Genomic DNA, 17,420 nt, shown 5'->3' on the forward strand with positions numbered 1-17,420 from the left:
TTTAATCAAATTTTAAAAACAAAAATAAAAATAAAAAGAGAGAATAAGTAATTTTATCTATATAAAACATCTAAGTGTGCTGGTTCTTTAACTTTAACTTTCTTCTTCTCCATAATCTTCTCAACTGCTTTTTTGAAATCTTCCATTGTTACATAGTCTCTAAGTTCTCTAATTGCGTTCATCCCTGCCTCTGTACAGATTGCCTTTAATTCAGCCCCTACACATCCCTCAGTCATCTTAGCTATTTCCTCCAAATTAACATCTTCAGCTAAGTTCATCTTTCTTGTGTGTATCTTTAATATCTCTAATCTACCTTTCTCATCAGGGGCTGGAACTTCAATAATTCTATCAAATCTTCCAGGTCTTAATATTGCTGGGTCTAAGATATCTGGTCTGTTTGTGGCTCCAATTATCTTAACATCTCCTCTCGCATCGAATCCATCCATCTCTGCCAACAACTGCATTAATGTTCTCTGAACTTCTCTATCTCCACCAGTTAAAGCGTCTGTTCTTTTTGCAGCAATAGCATCAATTTCATCTATAAATATGATTGATGGTGCTTTTTCTTTAGCTAATTTGAATATATCTTTAACTAATGAAGCTCCTTCTCCAATAAACTTCTTAACTAATTCAGAACCAACAACCCTTATAAATGTTGCATTTGTTTCTGTAGCAACTGCCTTAGCCAATAAAGTCTTACCAGTTCCTGGAGGCCCATATAAAAGGATACCTTTTGGTGGTTCAATTCCAACCTTTTCAAACAACTCTGGATGTTTCAATGGAAGTTCAACAACTTCTCTAATCTCTTGTATTTGCTTATCTAATCCACCAATATCTTCATATCTAACATTTGGTCTCTCATCAACTTCCATTGCTTTAGCCCTATAATCCTTATTTTCTGGCAATACATCAACAACTGTCAATGTTTGCTGATTTAAACAAACTCTCTTTCCAGGGGCTAAATCCTCTGGATTTACAAAGTGAGAGACATTAACTAAGAAACTTGGTCCAGTAGAGCTTTTAACAACTACTTTTCTCTCCCCTACTTTATCAACTACAGTCCCAACTATCAATGGAGGAACTCTCATTCTGTCTAATTCTCTTCTTAAAATTTCATTTTCTTTCATTAGCTGTAAATTCTCTCTTTCAAGTTCCTTTTTTTCTAATTCTAATTTTAGTATTCTACTTTCTAATTCTGCAATAACTGCTTTTTCTTTTAGCTGTTCTTTAAGTAAATCATTTTTTAAGTTAGAATCATCACTTATTTCCTTTTCTTCTTTAAATTCTTCAGTAAATGCTTTCTTTTCTTTCTTCAATTCAGTTGAGATAAATTCTTCAAAAACCATAATTATCACCAAGTATGTCCAAGTTAATGGAGAGCTGTATAATCATCATACTCATTAATCTATTATAGGTTATCATTTATATACGTATGTTATAATAAAAATTCTTATATTTAAATTTTGTGTCTAACTACTTAGGTCTTCATATATATTTTTAACACTCTCCGCACATTTTTTCCAAGAAAATTTTTTTGAAAACTCTTTTCCATTTTTCCCCAAAGTTTTTCTTAGTTCTTCATTATTTATTAACTCTAAGATTTTTTCTTTTAAATCATTTGGGTTATTTTTCTCAGCCAATAACCCATTATATCCATCAATAACAATCTCTTCCAATCCTCCAACCTTCGTGGCTATTACTGGCTTAGAGCATGCCATTCCTTCAACAGCCACCATTCCAAAGCCCTCACTAACTGATGGAACTACTAAAAAGCTACATTTTCTCATAAATGAGGCAGTTTCATTAAAACTTTTTCTCCCTAAGAGTTCAATATGGCTTAGATTATTTTTAACAATAAAGTTCTCTATTTTTTTATATAACTTCCCATCCCCTATGAGTTTAAAATTAAAATCTACATCTTTTACTGCTTCTATTAAAATATCAACCCCCTTTTGTGGAACAAAAGCTCCAACAAACAATCCAAAGTTGTAATCTCCTTCATTATATAGAATTTCTTTATTTACTCCGTTGTATATAACAACAGCCCTATTTTTTAAATTTTCGTCTAATTGGTTTTTTATATATCTGCTTACACATATTATCCTATCGGAATTAATTGTGGCATATTTAAAGAAGTATCTTCCTTTTAAAGAGTTTTTTAATATTAAAGCGTCACTTCCGTGGAGTGTTAATACATGTGGAATAGACAGCTTATTTTTCAACAAAGCCCCAACACATCCCTGTGGAAACGCATAATGGGAATGAATCAAATCAATACCCTCTCTTTTAATAATATCTTTTCCTATTTTATAGGCATTTATTAGATAACTAATCCCCCTAAATTTTTTTAGGTGAGGGACGTTATGAATAATTACATTTTTATATTCGTTTTCTTCATAATCATCATAAGTTAGTATATGAAACTCAACATCTTTTAGATGTTTAACCAAATTTTCTACATGTAATGTGATTCCTCCAATATGAGGATGATATATAGTTGGCATTAAAACTTTCATAACTATCACGTGATAGCATGAGATTTGAGGAATTTAAATATCTTAGGAAGGGAGTTATTGTTGGATTGTTAATAATGTTGTTATATATACTTTGGCCATTTATTGATGTTTTAGCTTATTCCTGTGCCTTTGCATATATGGCTTTACCAATATATAATTTATTAAGAAAAAAGTTTAATAAAACTATATCAGCAGGTTTAGCAATTAGCATATACATCGTTCCAATTATGGTAATCACAATATATACCATACTCACGTTCATGGAAATTATACTATCATTTAATACCAAATCTATAGAGCCATATATAAATGAAATTCTCTCCATATATAATTCTTTTATGTTAGAAAGAATTATTGACAATGGACAATTCCTTACGAAGTATATTGATGAATTTGTAAAATATCTGATTAACCAAGTTTCTGGAAAGATTGTTGATATTGGCTATTTAATAATTAAGGCGATTATGGTTTTATTCTTAACATTCTACTTTTTGAGAGATGGGGATAAAGTTAAAAATTTAATAATTTCATTTGTGCCTGATGAATATAAAGAAAAGATGAGAATTTATTTAAGTTATCTTCATGACTCCTATAAAAATTTGTTTATAAGCTGTGTTTCGCTTTCTATAATTATAACCATCCTATCATACATTGGATATCTCATCGTTGCTGTGCCGTATGCAGAGTTATTTGCAATAATAACTGGAATATTTGCCCTGCTACCAATATTAGGGGGATGGATGGTGTATATCTCAATAGCCATATATTTCTTTCTAATGCATGACTATACTAAGGCAGTTTTTATGTTTATTTATGGAGAGCTCTTCCTTTCTATAGCACCGGATTTTGTTATAAGACCTTATTTAGTCAAAAAAGAAGTGGATATTCACCCAGTTCTTGTAGTCATTGCATTTTTAATGGCTCCTCTCTCATTAGGACTTAGTGGATTTGCTATAGGTCCATTGGTTGTTGGAGCTTTAAACGCATTTTATTTAGCAAAATACAGGGATAAAAAAATCTAAAAAGAGGTAGAATATGGAAAAGAAAAAGATAGTAGTAACTGCAGGAACATTTGATATTCTTCACCCCGGACATTATGAGATATTAAAATTTGCTAAGAGTTTGGGAGATGAGTTAATAGTCATTGTTGCAAGAGACGAAACTGTAAAGAAATTAAAAGGCAGAAAACCAATAATCCCTGAAGAACAGAGAAGAGAAATGGTTGAAGCGTTAAAACCAGTTGACAAAGCAGTGTTGGGAAGTTTAAAAAATAAATTAGAGCCAATACTAAAGTTGAAGCCAGACATCATTGTTCTCGGTCCTGACCAAACGACATTTGATGAGGAAACATTAAAACAAGAACTTGCTAAATATAATTTATATCCTGAGATTGTTAGATTTAGAGGATATAAAAAATGCCCATTTCATAGTTCTTTTGATATAGTAAAAGAGATAATTAGGAGATTTTGCAGTAAAGAAATTAAAATTTAAATAACTCTTTTTATATGACCTTTCGCAAGAATGACGGCTCTTCGCCCTAAAGGGCGAAGTTTCGGGAGAGCAGAGCCTAAGCTCACCCTCCCTGGCTCCGCCAAAGCCACTACCCCTATCCCTTACGGGACTTGGGGCTACCCTTTCCCAACATACATCCCCAGCGGTGGGATTTTCGAGACTGAAGTTTCTGCTTCAGGTAGCGAAATCTTTGATTTCGCCTGAATCCCACCCATAATAACGTGGACTGGGGACAATAGTTAGATTCTAATTTCGAATATATAAAAATTATGCTTGCTCCACCACCCTCTAATTCATCACTGCCCTAAAAGGTTGTGCTTTCTTAGCGAAGATTATTAATGGTAAAAATTTTTATTGAATAAAGATGCCCTGTTAATTTCTTATCCTATCACGATTTTCTTATAAGATAAACTATCTTCAAAAAAATAAAAAATTTTATATATTATTCGTTTAAAATTTTCTTATGTTCATAATTTGAGGTGATATAATGAAAAAGGTTTATATGTTAGTGGCTCTGCTGGTCTCATCTTTAGTGCTATTGGCTGGATGTGTCCAAAACGAAACTTCAGAAGTCCCAACTTTGACAGTTGCATATTTGCCAACAGACCACCATGCAGCACTATTTGTTGCATGTGACAACCCAGATTTGTTTAAAGATAAGTATGGAATATACTTAAAAGCAGTTAAAGATAAAGAGGAATATGAGCTGTATAAAGGAGATAAAAAAATAGCAAATGTAAAGCTTGTGTTAATTAGTACTGGTGGAGCAGATATAATGAATTTGATGAGTCAGGGGAAAGTTGATGTAGCTTTAGTTGGAATTCCACCAGTAATATTCTATATTGATAAAGGGACTGACGCCAAGATTATAATGAACTTGCATACAGAGGGGTCTGCAGTAGTTGTTAGAAAGGATATTCCAGCAAACAACTGGAAAGAGTTTATTAATTGGATAAAAGAACAGCATAAAGAAGGAAAACAAGTTAAGATAGGATATCCACTGCCAACTTCAATTCAATATGTTATGATTAGAGATGCTTTAAAAGCTGAGAACATAACATATACTGAAGACTCTAACGATAAGAGTGCTATGGTTCTATTAATAAACTGCAAAGGGCAAAAGACAATGCCTCAAATGTTAGCTCAAAAGCAGTTAGATGCAGTTATTGCATGGGAACCAACACCTGAAATCATAAAGAGTGAAAATATTGGAAAAGTTATTATTTATAGTGGTGATTTACCAAGTGCTACAGGAGGAAAATGGACAGACCACCCATGCTGTTGTTTAGCCGCATCTGAAAATGCTTTAAAGAATAAGAGAGAAGCAGTTATAACATTTGCAAAACTCTTAAAAGATGCAACAGATGAAATCAACAAAAATAAAGAATTGGCTGTTAAATCATCAGTTAAATGGCTTGGAACTGATGAAGCAATTGAGAAAGATTCAATTGAACATATAAAGTTTGATTATAGATTAGAACCAATAATACCTCAAGTTATAAAATTCGTTGAAGCTATGAAACTCCAAGGATTAATAAATGGAAAGTTAAAAGATGTGTCATCAGAAGACGCTAAGAACTTAATATTTGACTTACAAACATATAATGAGATAATAAAGAATTAACTCTTTCTGCTTTTTCTATTTTTTAATTTTGATGATATATTCTTGTTAAAATTAAAATTTAAAATAGAGTTTTTTCTATTTTTGATTATTTTTGTGGTTTCTTATTTTAGTGCAAATATTTATGCACATCATAATATTTTATTGCCCTGGAGTTATAAATATTTTCATAGAAATTTATAAATATGCCTATTTGTTATTTTGATATCAATCTGTATATTAATCTTGGGATGACTTATTTTCAGTCATATAACAAAATATATGAAATTTTAGTTTTAAATGTCTGTTGTATTGATATAATGGGTGTTATTATGCAAGTATGTATTATTGGAGCTGGATTGTCAGGGTCTGTATTGTATAGACTACTTTCAGAACATGGTTTTTACATAAATATTTATGACCATGTATTAGTTAGAGGTTGCAAAAGTATGAATTTTATATTCTCCAGTAAAAATGAGATTTTAACAGTAAAAAAGGTTTTAAGAACGGTGAATATAGATATTAAAGATTATATAATTAAAGAGATGAAGGAGGTAAATATTGGTGGAGATAACTATTACTCCAACAAAAAAATTTATATTATAAATAAATCCAAACTAATTGAAGATTTAGTGCCAAGAACCGTGGTTACGAATAGGGAATTTAATCCTGTTATAAGGAGATATACAACAAAAGTTATTGATACAGGAGTTATAGTGAGAGAATTTGGCACTGAGGCTGAAACTAAATTTTATGATTTGGTTGTCGATGCTTCTGGATGTGCTAAAGTACTTCAATTAGGTAGTGTGTATGATAAATACAAAAATGATATTAAAACATGTCAATTCTTAATAGCCTGTGAAAATGAGGAATCTTCAGAAGAGTTAGATAAATTGTTTATTGATGAAATAAAAATACATAAAGGAAAACCAATGATTGGTTATACTTGGACAACCCCTATAGATAACGGACTATATCATGTTGGATGTGCCTATTATAAAAATGACCATACACTATGGACATACTTAACAAAATACACCAAAAAAATGTTTAATAGTGATTATGTTAGAGTTTGTGGATGTACATCAAAAATAAATGGAAATTTAATTTCTAAGAGTTTTATAGGAGGAGTGTATGAAAAGAGGTGTGTCGCAGGTGTAGGGGAAAGTATAGGCTTAACAACACCCTTAGGTCATGGAAATATTTATGCAATCACATCTGCCTACATCTTATCAAGATTTATAAGTAAATACGACTTAGATGAAGCTGTGTTAAAATATAAAGACTACATACCAAAAAAATTTGCTGAATTAGATAAAGAAAAGAAAGCTGTGAGAAATTTTAATGTGTTAAGGGTTACAAAATTACTAAAGGATTACTATAATATACCAGTTCATGAATCTATTAAAATTATCCTTAAATCTCTCTACTAATTGGGTGATATTATGGCATTAAAGCTATTAAAAGAAGAGAATGGACTTTCTCCAATGCTAAGGGAGTTTAGGTCTTTGGTAGATAAGGATATAGAGAGAGTTGCATTTGTTGGTTCTATTGGAGTTTGTCAGCCTTTTGCTGAATTATTTGGCTATGCGATAAGAGATAAAGAATGTTACTTTATTCCGGATGGAAACTTAGATAAGGTTAAAAAACTTGTTATTAAAGATGTAGGCATGCAGATGGAAGATTTTAAAAGCTTAGATAAAGTAGATGCCGTTGTTTTGTTTGGTGGTTTAGCAATGCCAAAGTATGGAGTTGAGATAGATAAAATCAAAGAATTAATAAAAAAACTATCTCCTAAAAAAGTTATTGGAGTTTGTTTTATGAGCATTTTCCAAAAGGCTGGATGGGATAAAGAAATTGATTTTGACTACCTAATAGATGGCTTTATTAAAATAAATATTTATGGCAGAGATTAAGAAGGTGAAAATTTGACGAAAAAAGTGGGGATTGTAGATACGACATTTGCGAGAGTGGATATGGCCTCTGCAGCTATAAAAAAGTTAAAAGAGCTTTCTCCAAACATTAAAATCATCAGAAGGACTGTCCCTGGAATAAAGGATTTACCTGTAGCGTGTAAAAAGCTATTAGAAGAAGAGGGCTGTGACATAGTTATGGCTTTAGGAATGCCAGGAAAGGCAGAGAAAGATAAGGTTTGTGCTCATGAAGCGTCTCTTGGCTTAATGTTAGCCCAATTAATGACAAATAAGCATATAATTGAAGTATTTGTCCATGAGGACGAGGCAAAGGATGATAAAGAGTTGGATTGGTTGGCTAAAAGAAGGGCTGAAGAACATGCTGAAAATGTCTATTATTTATTATTTAAACCAGAGTATTTAACAAAAATGGCTGGTAAAGGATTGAGACAGGGCTTTGAAGATGCCGGGCCTGCAAGAGAGTAATTAGTTGATTCTCCAATCGATACCTAAGAGTTCAGAATATCTATCCAAAACTCTTCTTATATACTCATTCACATCTCCATTTTCAAGCTTTTTGACCCATTCTTCATTACCAAACTCTTTTGCTAAGGCAATAATTAAATCCCTAACTCTTTCACTTTCAACTTTTGGTGGATATCCAAGCTTTTTATTATAATTGCAGATATCTCTGTAGAGTCTTATTGAATCTTCAACAACATTTTCTATACCTAAAAATTCTTTAGCTAAATCATTTAATACTGGCTTTAACCACTTTCTATGGAATCTACAGATTCCGAGATTTTCTATTGGCAACTCTAACTTTATACTCTCTACAACCAACTCAGCTAACCTCTCTGGCCCATTAAACTCCGGTTTGTAGTAGGTTAAGTACCTCCCCTGAATCACAAACGGCATAAAAAACCCCGGAGTCCAATAGAGATTTGGTCCAATTTCTCCCCAATCACCAAATGGAACATAGACGGCAAGGTCATTAAAATTCTTGCCAATCTTATTAACTCTACTCTTAAATCTCTCATTCAGTATTTTTGATGCCTTCCTTTTACCCAAGGATAAAATTTTATATATCTCATTTGAATTCTCTACCAAGTTATGCATAAATTTTATAGCTTGTTCAGTATTATGCTTGGATATCTCTTTAATCTCTTCATCATCTCCTTCTATAACCCTTTTATAGTCAAATATTGGCTTTTTTATATTTAGCTCCTCCTCTTTCAACAAGCCAACATCTAATAGCTCAAAAACCCAGGCAGTCAAATTACCTATCTCTATTGCATCAAATCCAAGTGCATCTGCTGTTTTAACAACCCTATCTGCCTCATACAAATCAAAAATTCCCAATAAAGTTCCATTTGATGCATACGGTTCATAATCAACTTTGTTTTTATTTCTATACTTTTTGCATAAAACAGGGCATGGCTCTCCACAGTTTACCCATTTTTTTGGCTCTATTGTTTCTTTATTAAAAGTTTCAAGATAAAATTTAAGTATCTTATCTAAAATCTTTTTTCTATCCTCTATATCAATATATGGCATTCTCCAATTAAATATTGGAACTTTCTCTTTATACAAAAGCCAGTTGTTTCCAAACGTTCCTCCAGTTTTTGTATCTTCATCATATCTATACTTTTTTGTGTGTTCTAAAACAACCTTACTCATTGGTTTTTTATAATAATTTTCAATAATTTTCTTAGCTTTCTCTTTTTCCTCTTTATCTTCTTTCTCATCTCCAAAGAATGCTATGCCCATTATATTGTGAGCTCTATAAAGAACAGAACCTCCTCCCCCTCTTGCTGCCCAATCTTCTGAGCCTTCAACAAATTTGCCATTTCTAACTGTTTGAGAGAAAAGTCCCCCCATATTTGTTCTCTTTGCAGCTTCACCAACAACTACACTCCTCAAATTTTTATCTTTGTAGAGTTCAAGGATATAGTTACTAACTTCATATACCGTCTTAAGATTTTCTTTAACTTCAATAAAATCTATTCTTAGCTGTCCTTCATTCTCAATAACCAATATAGATGGCTTCTCACACTTTCCAATGATTGCTACATTATTTAACCCAGTACTTTTGAATTGATAGCCAGCCCCTCCCATGGATGAGAAATAAAAACCATCCCAAAGAGGAGATCTAAAGGAAAATATCAACCTATGCCCCCCTATAACTGGCAAAACTCCTCTACCAAAACAAAAAACGTTTTTTTCATCATAGATGTCATACTTCCAAGTTTCAAATTTATTATGCCAGTAAAGTCCCCAAGTTATTGGTAAAATAGTTTTCTCAATGATTTCAAACTTCTTTGTTGAAGCATTTATTAGAACATTTTTCATAGTATCAAACCCTCGATTTTATGATTTATTTTTATTTTTGGATTCTTAGTATTTTATAGGTTTTGTTAATTAAAAGTGATAAACACAATATTTAAATAAGAAATTAGTTATCTTTACTTTTGGAAAACTATTAAGGAAGGTGAAAAGGCATGATAAAAAAATTAATAGCAATCTCAATATTTTCAATATTAGTAATAGCGGGGACTGCCCTATGTGGATGTATGGAACAGCAAAAGGTTGAAGAAAAAGCTGGAGAAGAAACTAAACCTCAAACTCAATCACAAGAGAAAATAGTTTTAAAGATATTCCATGCTGGAAGTTTATCTGTTCCATTTGCAGAGTATGAAAAGATGTTTGAAAAAGAGCATCCAAACATTGATGTTGAAAGAGAGCCAGCTGGAAGTGTTCTCTGTGTAAGAAAAGTAATAGATTTAGGAGAAAGAGCAGATGTCTTAGCTTTAGCAGATTATTCCCTAATTCCTCAGATGATGATGCCTAAGTATGCTAATTGGTATGTTATGTTTGCAAGGAATGAGATTGTTTTAGCTTATACAAATGAGAGTAAATACAGCAATGAAATAAACTCAAAAAACTGGTATAAGATATTAGAAAGACCTGACGTTAAAATAGGTTTTTCAAATCCTAACGATGATCCATGCGGTTATAGAACCCAAATGGTCCTACAGTTGGCAGAACTCTACTACAAAGACCCAACAATCTATGATGAGCTGGTTTTAAAGCATTCAAACATAAAAGTTGAAGAGAATAATGGGACTTATTTAATATTAGTACCTAAGGATTTAGAAGTAGATACAAATAAATTGTTTGTTAGAAGTAAAGAGACAGACTTATTGGCTCCATTAGAGGCTGGAGCATTTGACTACCTATTTATCTACAAGAGTGTTGCAAATCAACACCACTTAAAGTATATTGAACTTCCAAAGGAAATTAATTTAGGATACTACGAATATGCTGACACTTACAAAAAAGTAGCTTTAAAAATTATAGCAAAGAATAAAACAATAACTGCAAAACCGATTGTTTATGGTATGACAGTTCCAACAAATGCTCCACATAAAAAAGAGGCTATAGAGTTTGTTAAGTTTGTCTTAGAACATCCAGAAGTTTTAGAAAATAACGGACAGCCAGCAATAAGTCCAGCAGTTGCTAAAGGAAATGTTCCAGAAGAGTTAAAGGATTTAGTTAAAATAGAAAACAACTAAATAATGCTCTCTAAGAATTCGATATCTTTTATTATTTCTTCTATTTTCTCTTCTTTTGTTACTGGATTTTTTCCCAATCTCCTATCATCAAGCTCTAAGTTAAACATTCCATCGTATCCATAATCTAAAAGAGCCTTTATATATGGAGTGAAGTCAATTTCTGATTTTCTTAGTGGAAAGTGGTCTTTTCTATTAACAACTCCAGATATATGGGTGTGCTTTATATAATCAATAACCCTCTCAAAAAACTCTTCCATATGTTCTTTAGCATGTGCAAAATCCAAAGTCATATATAACAATCCATCGTATTTTTTTAGAATCCATTCCATCTCTTCTGGATTCCAGCCAATTCTATTAATTCTTTCTGGCATATTTTCCAGACAGATTGTTATATTTTTATTAATAGCTACCTCTAATGTTTTATCCAAATATTTAAAAAATGCCTCATACTCTTCATCTGTTGGCGGCCTATTTGTTGGTCTTTTTCCCGGGTGTATGGTTATTAACTTACATCTATAAAATTTAGCCAGCTCAATGCTCCAAAGCGTCTCTTTTATAACTGCCTCTCTGATATATGGGTTTATTGATGAAGGGTTTAGCTCAATATGGGGATTATGTAAAGCAACATCAAATTTTAAGAATTCTTTTCTTAAATCGGCAATATAATCCAAATCAAACCTATTATCCCAAAAATCAGGATTTTCAGGAAAAAATTCCATGCATTTAATCCCAATATCCCGAAATATATCAAAAATCTCAACCATTGGATACTCCCAAAAAAATAACGTTGAGACTCCTATTTTCATCATGCCACCATTACATTAATTTTTTAAATACTTTATTATCTTTTAAAAAATATTTAATGCTTTGGCTGGTGATGAATTTATGGCAAATATAAAAGATAAAATCTTTGGCTCTGTCTTTGGGGCAGTTATTGGAGATGCCTTAGGTATGCCAACTGAAAATCTAACAAAGGAAGAGATAAAAAAGCTGTATGGATTTGTAGATAACTACGTTGAGCCAAAAAACTACCTATCTGGAAAATTAAACAAAGGAGAATGGACAGATGACACTGAACAAGCTATCTGCCTAATAAAAAGCTTAACAAAAGAAGGCGTTGATATAAAAAAATTTGCAAAGTGCTTAATAGCATGGAGAAACAAAAATCCTCCAGATATTGGTTTAACTTCATTAATGGCTATTGAAAAGCTCATGAAAAATGATTACTCTGGAGTTGATAGCAGTAGTTGTGGAGCGGCGATGAGAATCTATCCATTAGGAATTGTTTTTTACAACAACCTAAACAAACTAAAAGAAGAGGTTATAAAGGCATCAAAAATAACTCACAACAACAAAACAGCAATTGCTGGAGCTTTAGCTATAGCATTCTTTGTTAGTAGAGCATTAAAGGACAAAAAAGACTTCAACTTATTAGATGAATGCTACAACTACATAAAAGACATAGATGAAGAGTTTGCTAAAAAACTATTAGAGATTAAAAACTTTAGAGATATAGATAAAGCACACAACTACTTTGGAACCGGTGTAAAAACCGAAGAAGTAGTTCCTTCAGCTATAGCAACCTATTTATTAACAGACAACTTCAAAGAAGGTATGTTAAAATGCATAAATGCTGGAGGAGATACTGATAGCTTAGCCTCTATGTATGGAGCTATGGCTGGAGCTTATTATGGTTTTAAAAGCATTCCAAAAGAATGGATTGAAGGTTTAAAAAATAAAGAAGTTATTTTTGAACTTGCTGAGAAATTGTATTATCTGATTTCTAAATAATTTTTAATTTTTAGTTTCTATTTTTTAGCTCTTCAACTCTATCCTTGTAATATAATACAACTGCCTTTTTGAAAATACTGCTGTGTAAAATCCAACAAAGGCAGAAACTACTGTTGATATTATTTCAATTATTAGCTGTGAAGAAGAAAGAGTAGGAGAACCCAAAGGTGCTGAATTTAAACATCCGACAAGGTATTTTATTAAAATAAATGGAAGTTGCACAATAAAACTTATTACTATAACAATATTGGTACAATCATAAAGATTATTAAGAGTATAACAACTCCAATCCAATATAAAAAACCTCTTTTAAGTAAATCAGCAACATTGTCCCAGTCAGGGAGGATATCATAATTTTCAACAGTTGTTTTCATTACTCTAACATAGTAGCCATCAACTATAAAACTTATAATTAACGCAATTAAAAATCCAAAACCTCCAATGACTAATAAAGACGATAACGTTAAAGAGTTGGTTACATACTCCTCAAATTTTCCCATTCTAACCCTCAGTTTTTGACAGTATTTATTTTGGAATATTTGGAATATTATTATAATATATTTAATTTTGTAATTATTATATTGTTATTTTAGTTTATTTAAATCTTATGGACACATTATTACATACATATATTTAAATATATCAATAAATATAGTAAATAAAAAATATGTGTGGGGGAGGGGTGTTTAACTGTAAATTTTGTTAATCCACTGGAGCCGGCCCCTTATGGCGCGGGTTATCAGCGGTGAGGTGGGGGGCTCACCACTATCCCACCCGCGCCAACTTGTTATTACAAACTTTACCTATATAAACTTTTCGATACAAAAAACTTTAATTATATTAAAATATTCTTAAATTAAATAGAACTATTAGATTATTTAATAACTTCCATTAGGCAGTTTAAGAATATATATTTTTATAGTTATCTACCTAATTAATTGATTGTGATTTCTATTCTTGGAGGTGAATCTATGTCCCCAAGAGTTGGGGTATTTGTCTGTTACTGTGGAGCGAACATCAACGGTGTTGTTGATTGTGAAGCAGTAAGAGATTTTGCTGAAAAATTAGATGGCGTGGTTGTAGCTAAGACATATCCTTTTATGTGTGCTGACCCAGGACAAAACTTGATTAAAGAGGCAATAAAGGAATACAACCTCGATAGAGTTGTTGTTGCTGCATGTACACCAAAAATTCACGAACCTACTTTTAGAAATTGTATAAAAGAAGCAGGTTTATCTCCATATTACTTGGAGTTTGTTAATATCAGAGAGCATTGTTCATTTGTCCACATGCATGAACCAGAAAAAGCAACTAAAAAAGCAATGGAGTTAGTTGCAGGTGCTGTTGAAAGAGCTAAGAGATTAGAAGATGTTCCACAAAAAGTTGTAGACGTTGATAAATCTTGCCTAATCATTGGAGGAGGTATTGCTGGAATTCAGGCAGCCCTTGACTTAGGAGACCAAGGGTATAAAGTATATTTAGCTGAAAAAGAGCCATCAATTGGAGGTAGGATGGCTCAGCTTGCTAAGACATTCCCAACTGATGACTGTGCGCTGTGAATTTTGGCCCCAAAGATGGTTAGCGTTGCAAACCACCCCAATGTTGAACTCATTACCTATGCTGAAGTTAAAAATGTTGAAGGATACATTGGAAACTTCGAAGTTACAATTGAAAAGAAACCAAGATACGTTGATGAAAATATCTGTACAGGATGTGGGGCTTGTGCCGCAGTATGTCCAATAGAAGTGCCAAACGAGTTTGACTTAGGTTTAGGAACAAGAAAAGCTATCTATGTTCCATTCGCACAGGCAGTTCCTTTAGTATATACAATTGATATGGATCACTGTATAAGATGTGGGTTATGTGAAAAAGCTTGTGGTCCAGGAGCTATAAAGTATGATCAAAAACCAGAGGAGATTAAGTTAAAGGTTGGGACAATCATCTGTGCAGTTGGTTATGACGAATTTGACTGTACACTAAAAGAAGAGTATGGTTACGGAGTCTATGATAACGTCATAACAACCTTAGAATTAGAAAGAATGATTAACCCAGCAGGACCAACAGGAGGACATGAAATAAGGCCAAGTGATGGAAAGCATCCACATAGAGTTGTATTTATCCAGTGTGTTGGTTCAAGGGATGCAAAAGTTGGAAAACCATACTGTTCAAGAATCTGTTGTATGTTTGCTTTAAAGAACGCTCAGCTTATAAAACAACACGACCCAAGTACAGAAGTTTATATCTGTTACATGGATATCAGAGCGTTTGGTAAAGGTTATGAAGAATACTACAGAAGAGCTCAAGAGCAGTTTGGAGTTAAATTCATTAGAGGAAGACCAGCCTGTATAATGGAAGACCCAGAGACAAAGAACTTAATTGTTAGAGTAGAAGATACATTATTAGGAGAAATCGTAGAGATTGAAGCAGATTTAGTTGTATTGTCTGCTGGTTTATCACCAAGACCAGACAATCCAAAATTAGCTAAGATGCTTGGTTTAGAATTAAGTCCAGATGGATTCTTCAAAGAATTACATCCAAAGTTAGCTCCAGTTAATACAAAAGTTGATGGTATAGCAATTGCTGGGGTAGCTCAAGGGCCAAAAGATATCCCAGATACAGTAGCTCAGGCTAAAGGGGCTGCAAGTGCTGTTTCAATACCGATGGCACAGGGACAATTCAAAATTGAGATGATAAGAGCAGTTGTTGATGAGGATGTATGTGGAGGTTGCCAAGTTTGTGCTAAGATGTGCCCATACAACGCTATAACCTATGTAGAGAAAGATGGACATTTAGTAGCTCAAGTTAATGACGTTGCTTGTAAGGGATGTGGAGCATGTGCTGGAGCATGTCCAAGTGGAGCAATGCAGTTAAGATACTACAGAGATGAGCAGATAATCTCATTCATTGATGGAGTATTAGAAGCTCATCAAAAGTTAGAGAGCTAATAAACTATTAAATTATGTCATAAATTACGAATTCAACATTAGGACAGATAAGACCAGATGAGGCATCACCCGAAGGATTATGCCAGGGTGGTGCTGATGTTGCAAGTGCTTCTATCAATTGAATCTAATTCCTATCATCTTATCGTTGTATAATATAACAATAATTGAGGGGTTAGTTATGGATCCAGTAATAATTACATTTTGTTGCTATCAGTGAGGATATGGGGCAGCTGATTTAGCAGGAACCAGTAGAATGCAATACCCTGCAACCGTAAGAATCGTAAGGCTCCCTTGTACCGGTAAATTCGATATCACCTACGCTTTAAGAGCTTTCCAAAAGGGAGCCGACGCGGTTATGGTTGTAGGGTGAAAGAAAGGGGAGTGTGTTTACGAAACAGGTAACTTAAAGGCTGAGGAGAGGGTTAGGTTCGCTAAACAATTGTTGGATGAATTAGGAATCGGCGGAGACAGGATAGAAATGTTCTTCATGTCTGCCGCTGAGGCAGACAAGTTCGTCTCCGCCGTTAATGAAATGACTGCAAGAATTGAAAAACTCGGACCTAACCCTCTCAAAGCTAAGTAAAGCCGGAGATTAAAGGGATGAGTTCTCTCGGGAACCCGTTAAGGGACCGAGAGAACAACCGCCCCTATGTGAGGGGTTCTCCGGCTTGGGGAATTGGATTATAACTTTTTAGGGTGATTACCTTGGCAGTTAAGGTAGGAATGATACAGTTGTGCAGTTGTTCTGGATGTCATATAGCGTTGCTCGACCTACACGAGAAGCTTTTAGATATTCTACCAAATTTAGAGATAGTTTTTGCTCCCCTAATTGCAGACCATAAGGAGATTCCAGAAGGTATAGATGTGTTTTTAGTTGAGGGGGGAATTAGGAACGAGCACGATGAGCATTTAATCCATGAGATAAGAGAAAAGTCAAAGATTGTCATTGCATGGGGAACCTGTGCTGCTTATGGAGGAATTCCAGGTTTAGGTAACTTATACACAAAGGAAGAACTTTTAAATTATGTTTATTCAACTGACTCAACTGATAACAAAGGAGAAATTCCTTCTGAAGATATTCCTCCATTGGAAGATTATGTTAAACCAATAAGTGCAGTTGTTAAAGTAGATTATGTAATCCCAGGATGCCCACCAACACCAGAGATGATAGCTGATGCAATCGTTGCATTGTTAAAAGGAGAAGAGTCAAAATTACCAAAAAAGATTGTATGTGATGAATGCCCAAGAAAGAAAGAGAATGTATTCCCAGAGAAGTTTAAAAGGACTTATGAGGGAAGACCAGACCCTGAGAGATGTTTGTTTGAGCAGGGTTATGTGTGCTTAGGATTTGCTACAAGAGCTGGATGTGGAGCAAGATGTCCAAGGGCAGGAGTGCCTTGTAGAGGATGCTTTGGTAAGACAGATAAATCATTAGACTTGGGAGCTAACGCTGCTAACGTATTAGCTAATGCTGGAGAGGCAGCTTTAGAGATTCCAGATAAAGTAGCGTTATTAAACAGATTTACACTACCAGATGCTTTAATTAATAGAAAAGTAAAATAAGGGTG

17 protein-coding genes are annotated in these 17,420 nt (G+C 33.3%); 11 read left to right on the plus strand and 6 right to left on the minus strand.

Going from position 1 to position 17,420, the window contains the following annotated elements:
• Positions 1-53 precede the first annotated feature (53 nt).
• Both MFS40622_RS04020 and MFS40622_RS04025 read right to left on the minus strand, forming a co-directional pair.
• Entirely contained in the window at positions 54-1,346 is a 1,293-nt protein-coding gene (locus MFS40622_RS04020; protein ID WP_012980401.1) for a proteasome-activating nucleotidase, read from the minus strand.
• A gap of 123 nt (positions 1,347-1,469) precedes the next feature.
• A complete protein-coding gene (locus tag MFS40622_RS04025; protein WP_012980402.1) occupies positions 1,470-2,516 on the minus strand; it encodes a glycosyltransferase family 4 protein in 1,047 nt (348 codons plus the stop codon).
• A gap of 17 nt (positions 2,517-2,533) precedes the next feature.
• Here MFS40622_RS04025 and MFS40622_RS04030 point away from each other — a divergent pair, with 17 nt between their 5' ends.
• The 6 genes from MFS40622_RS04030 (at position 2,534) to ribC (ending at position 8,027) form a co-directional block, all read left to right on the plus strand.
• The gene (locus MFS40622_RS04030; protein WP_012980403.1) at positions 2,534-3,538 is read left to right on the plus strand and encodes an AI-2E family transporter; all 1,005 of its coding nucleotides are present in this window, start codon (positions 2,534-2,536) and stop codon (positions 3,536-3,538) included.
• 13 nt (positions 3,539-3,551) lie between these two features.
• The gene (gene ribL, locus MFS40622_RS04035) at positions 3,552-4,007 is read left to right on the plus strand and encodes an FAD synthase (protein ID WP_012980404.1); all 456 of its coding nucleotides are present in this window, start codon (positions 3,552-3,554) and stop codon (positions 4,005-4,007) included.
• Between the two features lie 508 nt (positions 4,008-4,515).
• Positions 4,516-5,652 carry an ABC transporter substrate-binding protein gene (locus tag MFS40622_RS04040; RefSeq protein WP_012980405.1) on the plus strand — a complete coding sequence of 379 codons (1,137 nt, stop codon included), beginning with the start codon at positions 4,516-4,518 and terminating at the stop codon, positions 5,650-5,652.
• A gap of 308 nt (positions 5,653-5,960) precedes the next feature.
• Complete coding sequence (locus MFS40622_RS04045) at positions 5,961-7,061, plus strand: FAD/NAD(P)-binding protein (protein ID WP_048197461.1); 1,101 nt, start codon at positions 5,961-5,963, stop codon at positions 7,059-7,061.
• 12 nt (positions 7,062-7,073) lie between these two features.
• Positions 7,074-7,544 carry a DUF2124 family protein gene (locus MFS40622_RS04050; protein ID WP_012980407.1) on the plus strand — a complete coding sequence of 157 codons (471 nt, stop codon included), beginning with the start codon at positions 7,074-7,076 and terminating at the stop codon, positions 7,542-7,544.
• 12 nt (positions 7,545-7,556) lie between these two features.
• Positions 7,557-8,027: a riboflavin synthase gene (ribC, locus tag MFS40622_RS04055; protein ID WP_012980408.1), complete on the plus strand. Its 471-nt coding sequence runs from the start codon at positions 7,557-7,559 to the stop codon at positions 8,025-8,027.
• On the opposite strand, the gene MFS40622_RS04060 is transcribed toward ribC, so the two are convergent.
• Complete coding sequence (locus tag MFS40622_RS04060; RefSeq protein ID WP_012980409.1) at positions 8,028-9,893, minus strand: aldehyde ferredoxin oxidoreductase N-terminal domain-containing protein; 1,866 nt, start codon at positions 9,891-9,893, stop codon at positions 8,028-8,030. It abuts the gene before it with no gap.
• A gap of 149 nt (positions 9,894-10,042) precedes the next feature.
• Between MFS40622_RS04060 and wtpA the strand changes: the two genes are divergently transcribed.
• Entirely contained in the window at positions 10,043-11,116 is a 1,074-nt protein-coding gene (gene wtpA / locus MFS40622_RS04065) for a tungstate ABC transporter substrate-binding protein WtpA (RefSeq protein ID WP_012980410.1), read from the plus strand.
• On the opposite strand, the gene MFS40622_RS04070 is transcribed toward wtpA, so the two are convergent.
• Positions 11,113-11,922 (minus strand): sugar phosphate isomerase/epimerase, encoded by an 810-nt coding sequence (locus MFS40622_RS04070; RefSeq protein WP_012980411.1) that lies wholly within the window; start codon positions 11,920-11,922, stop codon positions 11,113-11,115. The genes wtpA and MFS40622_RS04070 overlap by 4 nt on opposite strands.
• Positions 11,923-12,001: 79 nt before the next feature.
• Between MFS40622_RS04070 and MFS40622_RS04075 the strand changes: the two genes are divergently transcribed.
• Positions 12,002-12,907 (plus strand): ADP-ribosylglycohydrolase family protein, encoded by a 906-nt coding sequence (locus tag MFS40622_RS04075; protein WP_012980412.1) that lies wholly within the window; start codon positions 12,002-12,004, stop codon positions 12,905-12,907.
• A 24-nt stretch (positions 12,908-12,931) separates the two neighbouring features.
• Here the strand turns inward: MFS40622_RS04075 and MFS40622_RS09700 are convergent, their stop codons facing one another.
• A complete protein-coding gene (locus MFS40622_RS09700; protein ID WP_232217828.1) occupies positions 12,932-13,129 on the minus strand; it encodes a hypothetical protein in 198 nt (65 codons plus the stop codon).
• A 14-nt stretch (positions 13,130-13,143) separates the two neighbouring features.
• Positions 13,144-13,407: a DUF4013 domain-containing protein gene (locus MFS40622_RS09705; RefSeq protein ID WP_048197462.1), complete on the minus strand. Its 264-nt coding sequence runs from the start codon at positions 13,405-13,407 to the stop codon at positions 13,144-13,146.
• A 471-nt stretch (positions 13,408-13,878) separates the two neighbouring features.
• Between MFS40622_RS09705 and MFS40622_RS04085 the strand changes: the two genes are divergently transcribed.
• The 3 genes from MFS40622_RS04085 (at position 13,879) to vhuG (ending at position 17,415) form a co-directional block, all read left to right on the plus strand.
• Positions 13,879-15,852, plus strand: coding sequence for a CoB--CoM heterodisulfide reductase iron-sulfur subunit A family protein (locus MFS40622_RS04085; protein WP_012980413.1), 1,974 nt, complete (start codon positions 13,879-13,881; stop codon positions 15,850-15,852).
• 178 nt (positions 15,853-16,030) lie between these two features.
• Positions 16,031-16,435 carry a F420-non-reducing hydrogenase iron-sulfur subunit VhuD gene (gene vhuD, locus MFS40622_RS04090; RefSeq protein WP_012980414.1) on the plus strand — a complete coding sequence of 135 codons (405 nt, stop codon included), beginning with the start codon at positions 16,031-16,033 and terminating at the stop codon, positions 16,433-16,435.
• A 113-nt stretch (positions 16,436-16,548) separates the two neighbouring features.
• Complete coding sequence (vhuG, locus tag MFS40622_RS04095; protein WP_369750817.1) at positions 16,549-17,415, plus strand: F420-non-reducing hydrogenase subunit VhuG; 867 nt, start codon at positions 16,549-16,551, stop codon at positions 17,413-17,415.
• Positions 17,416-17,420 lie beyond the last annotated feature (5 nt).

Origin of the sequence: Methanocaldococcus sp. FS406-22 (assembly GCF_000025525.1) — an archaeon.
In the GTDB taxonomy this organism is placed as follows: Archaea; AGJL01; Methanococci; order Methanococcales; family Methanocaldococcaceae; genus Methanocaldococcus.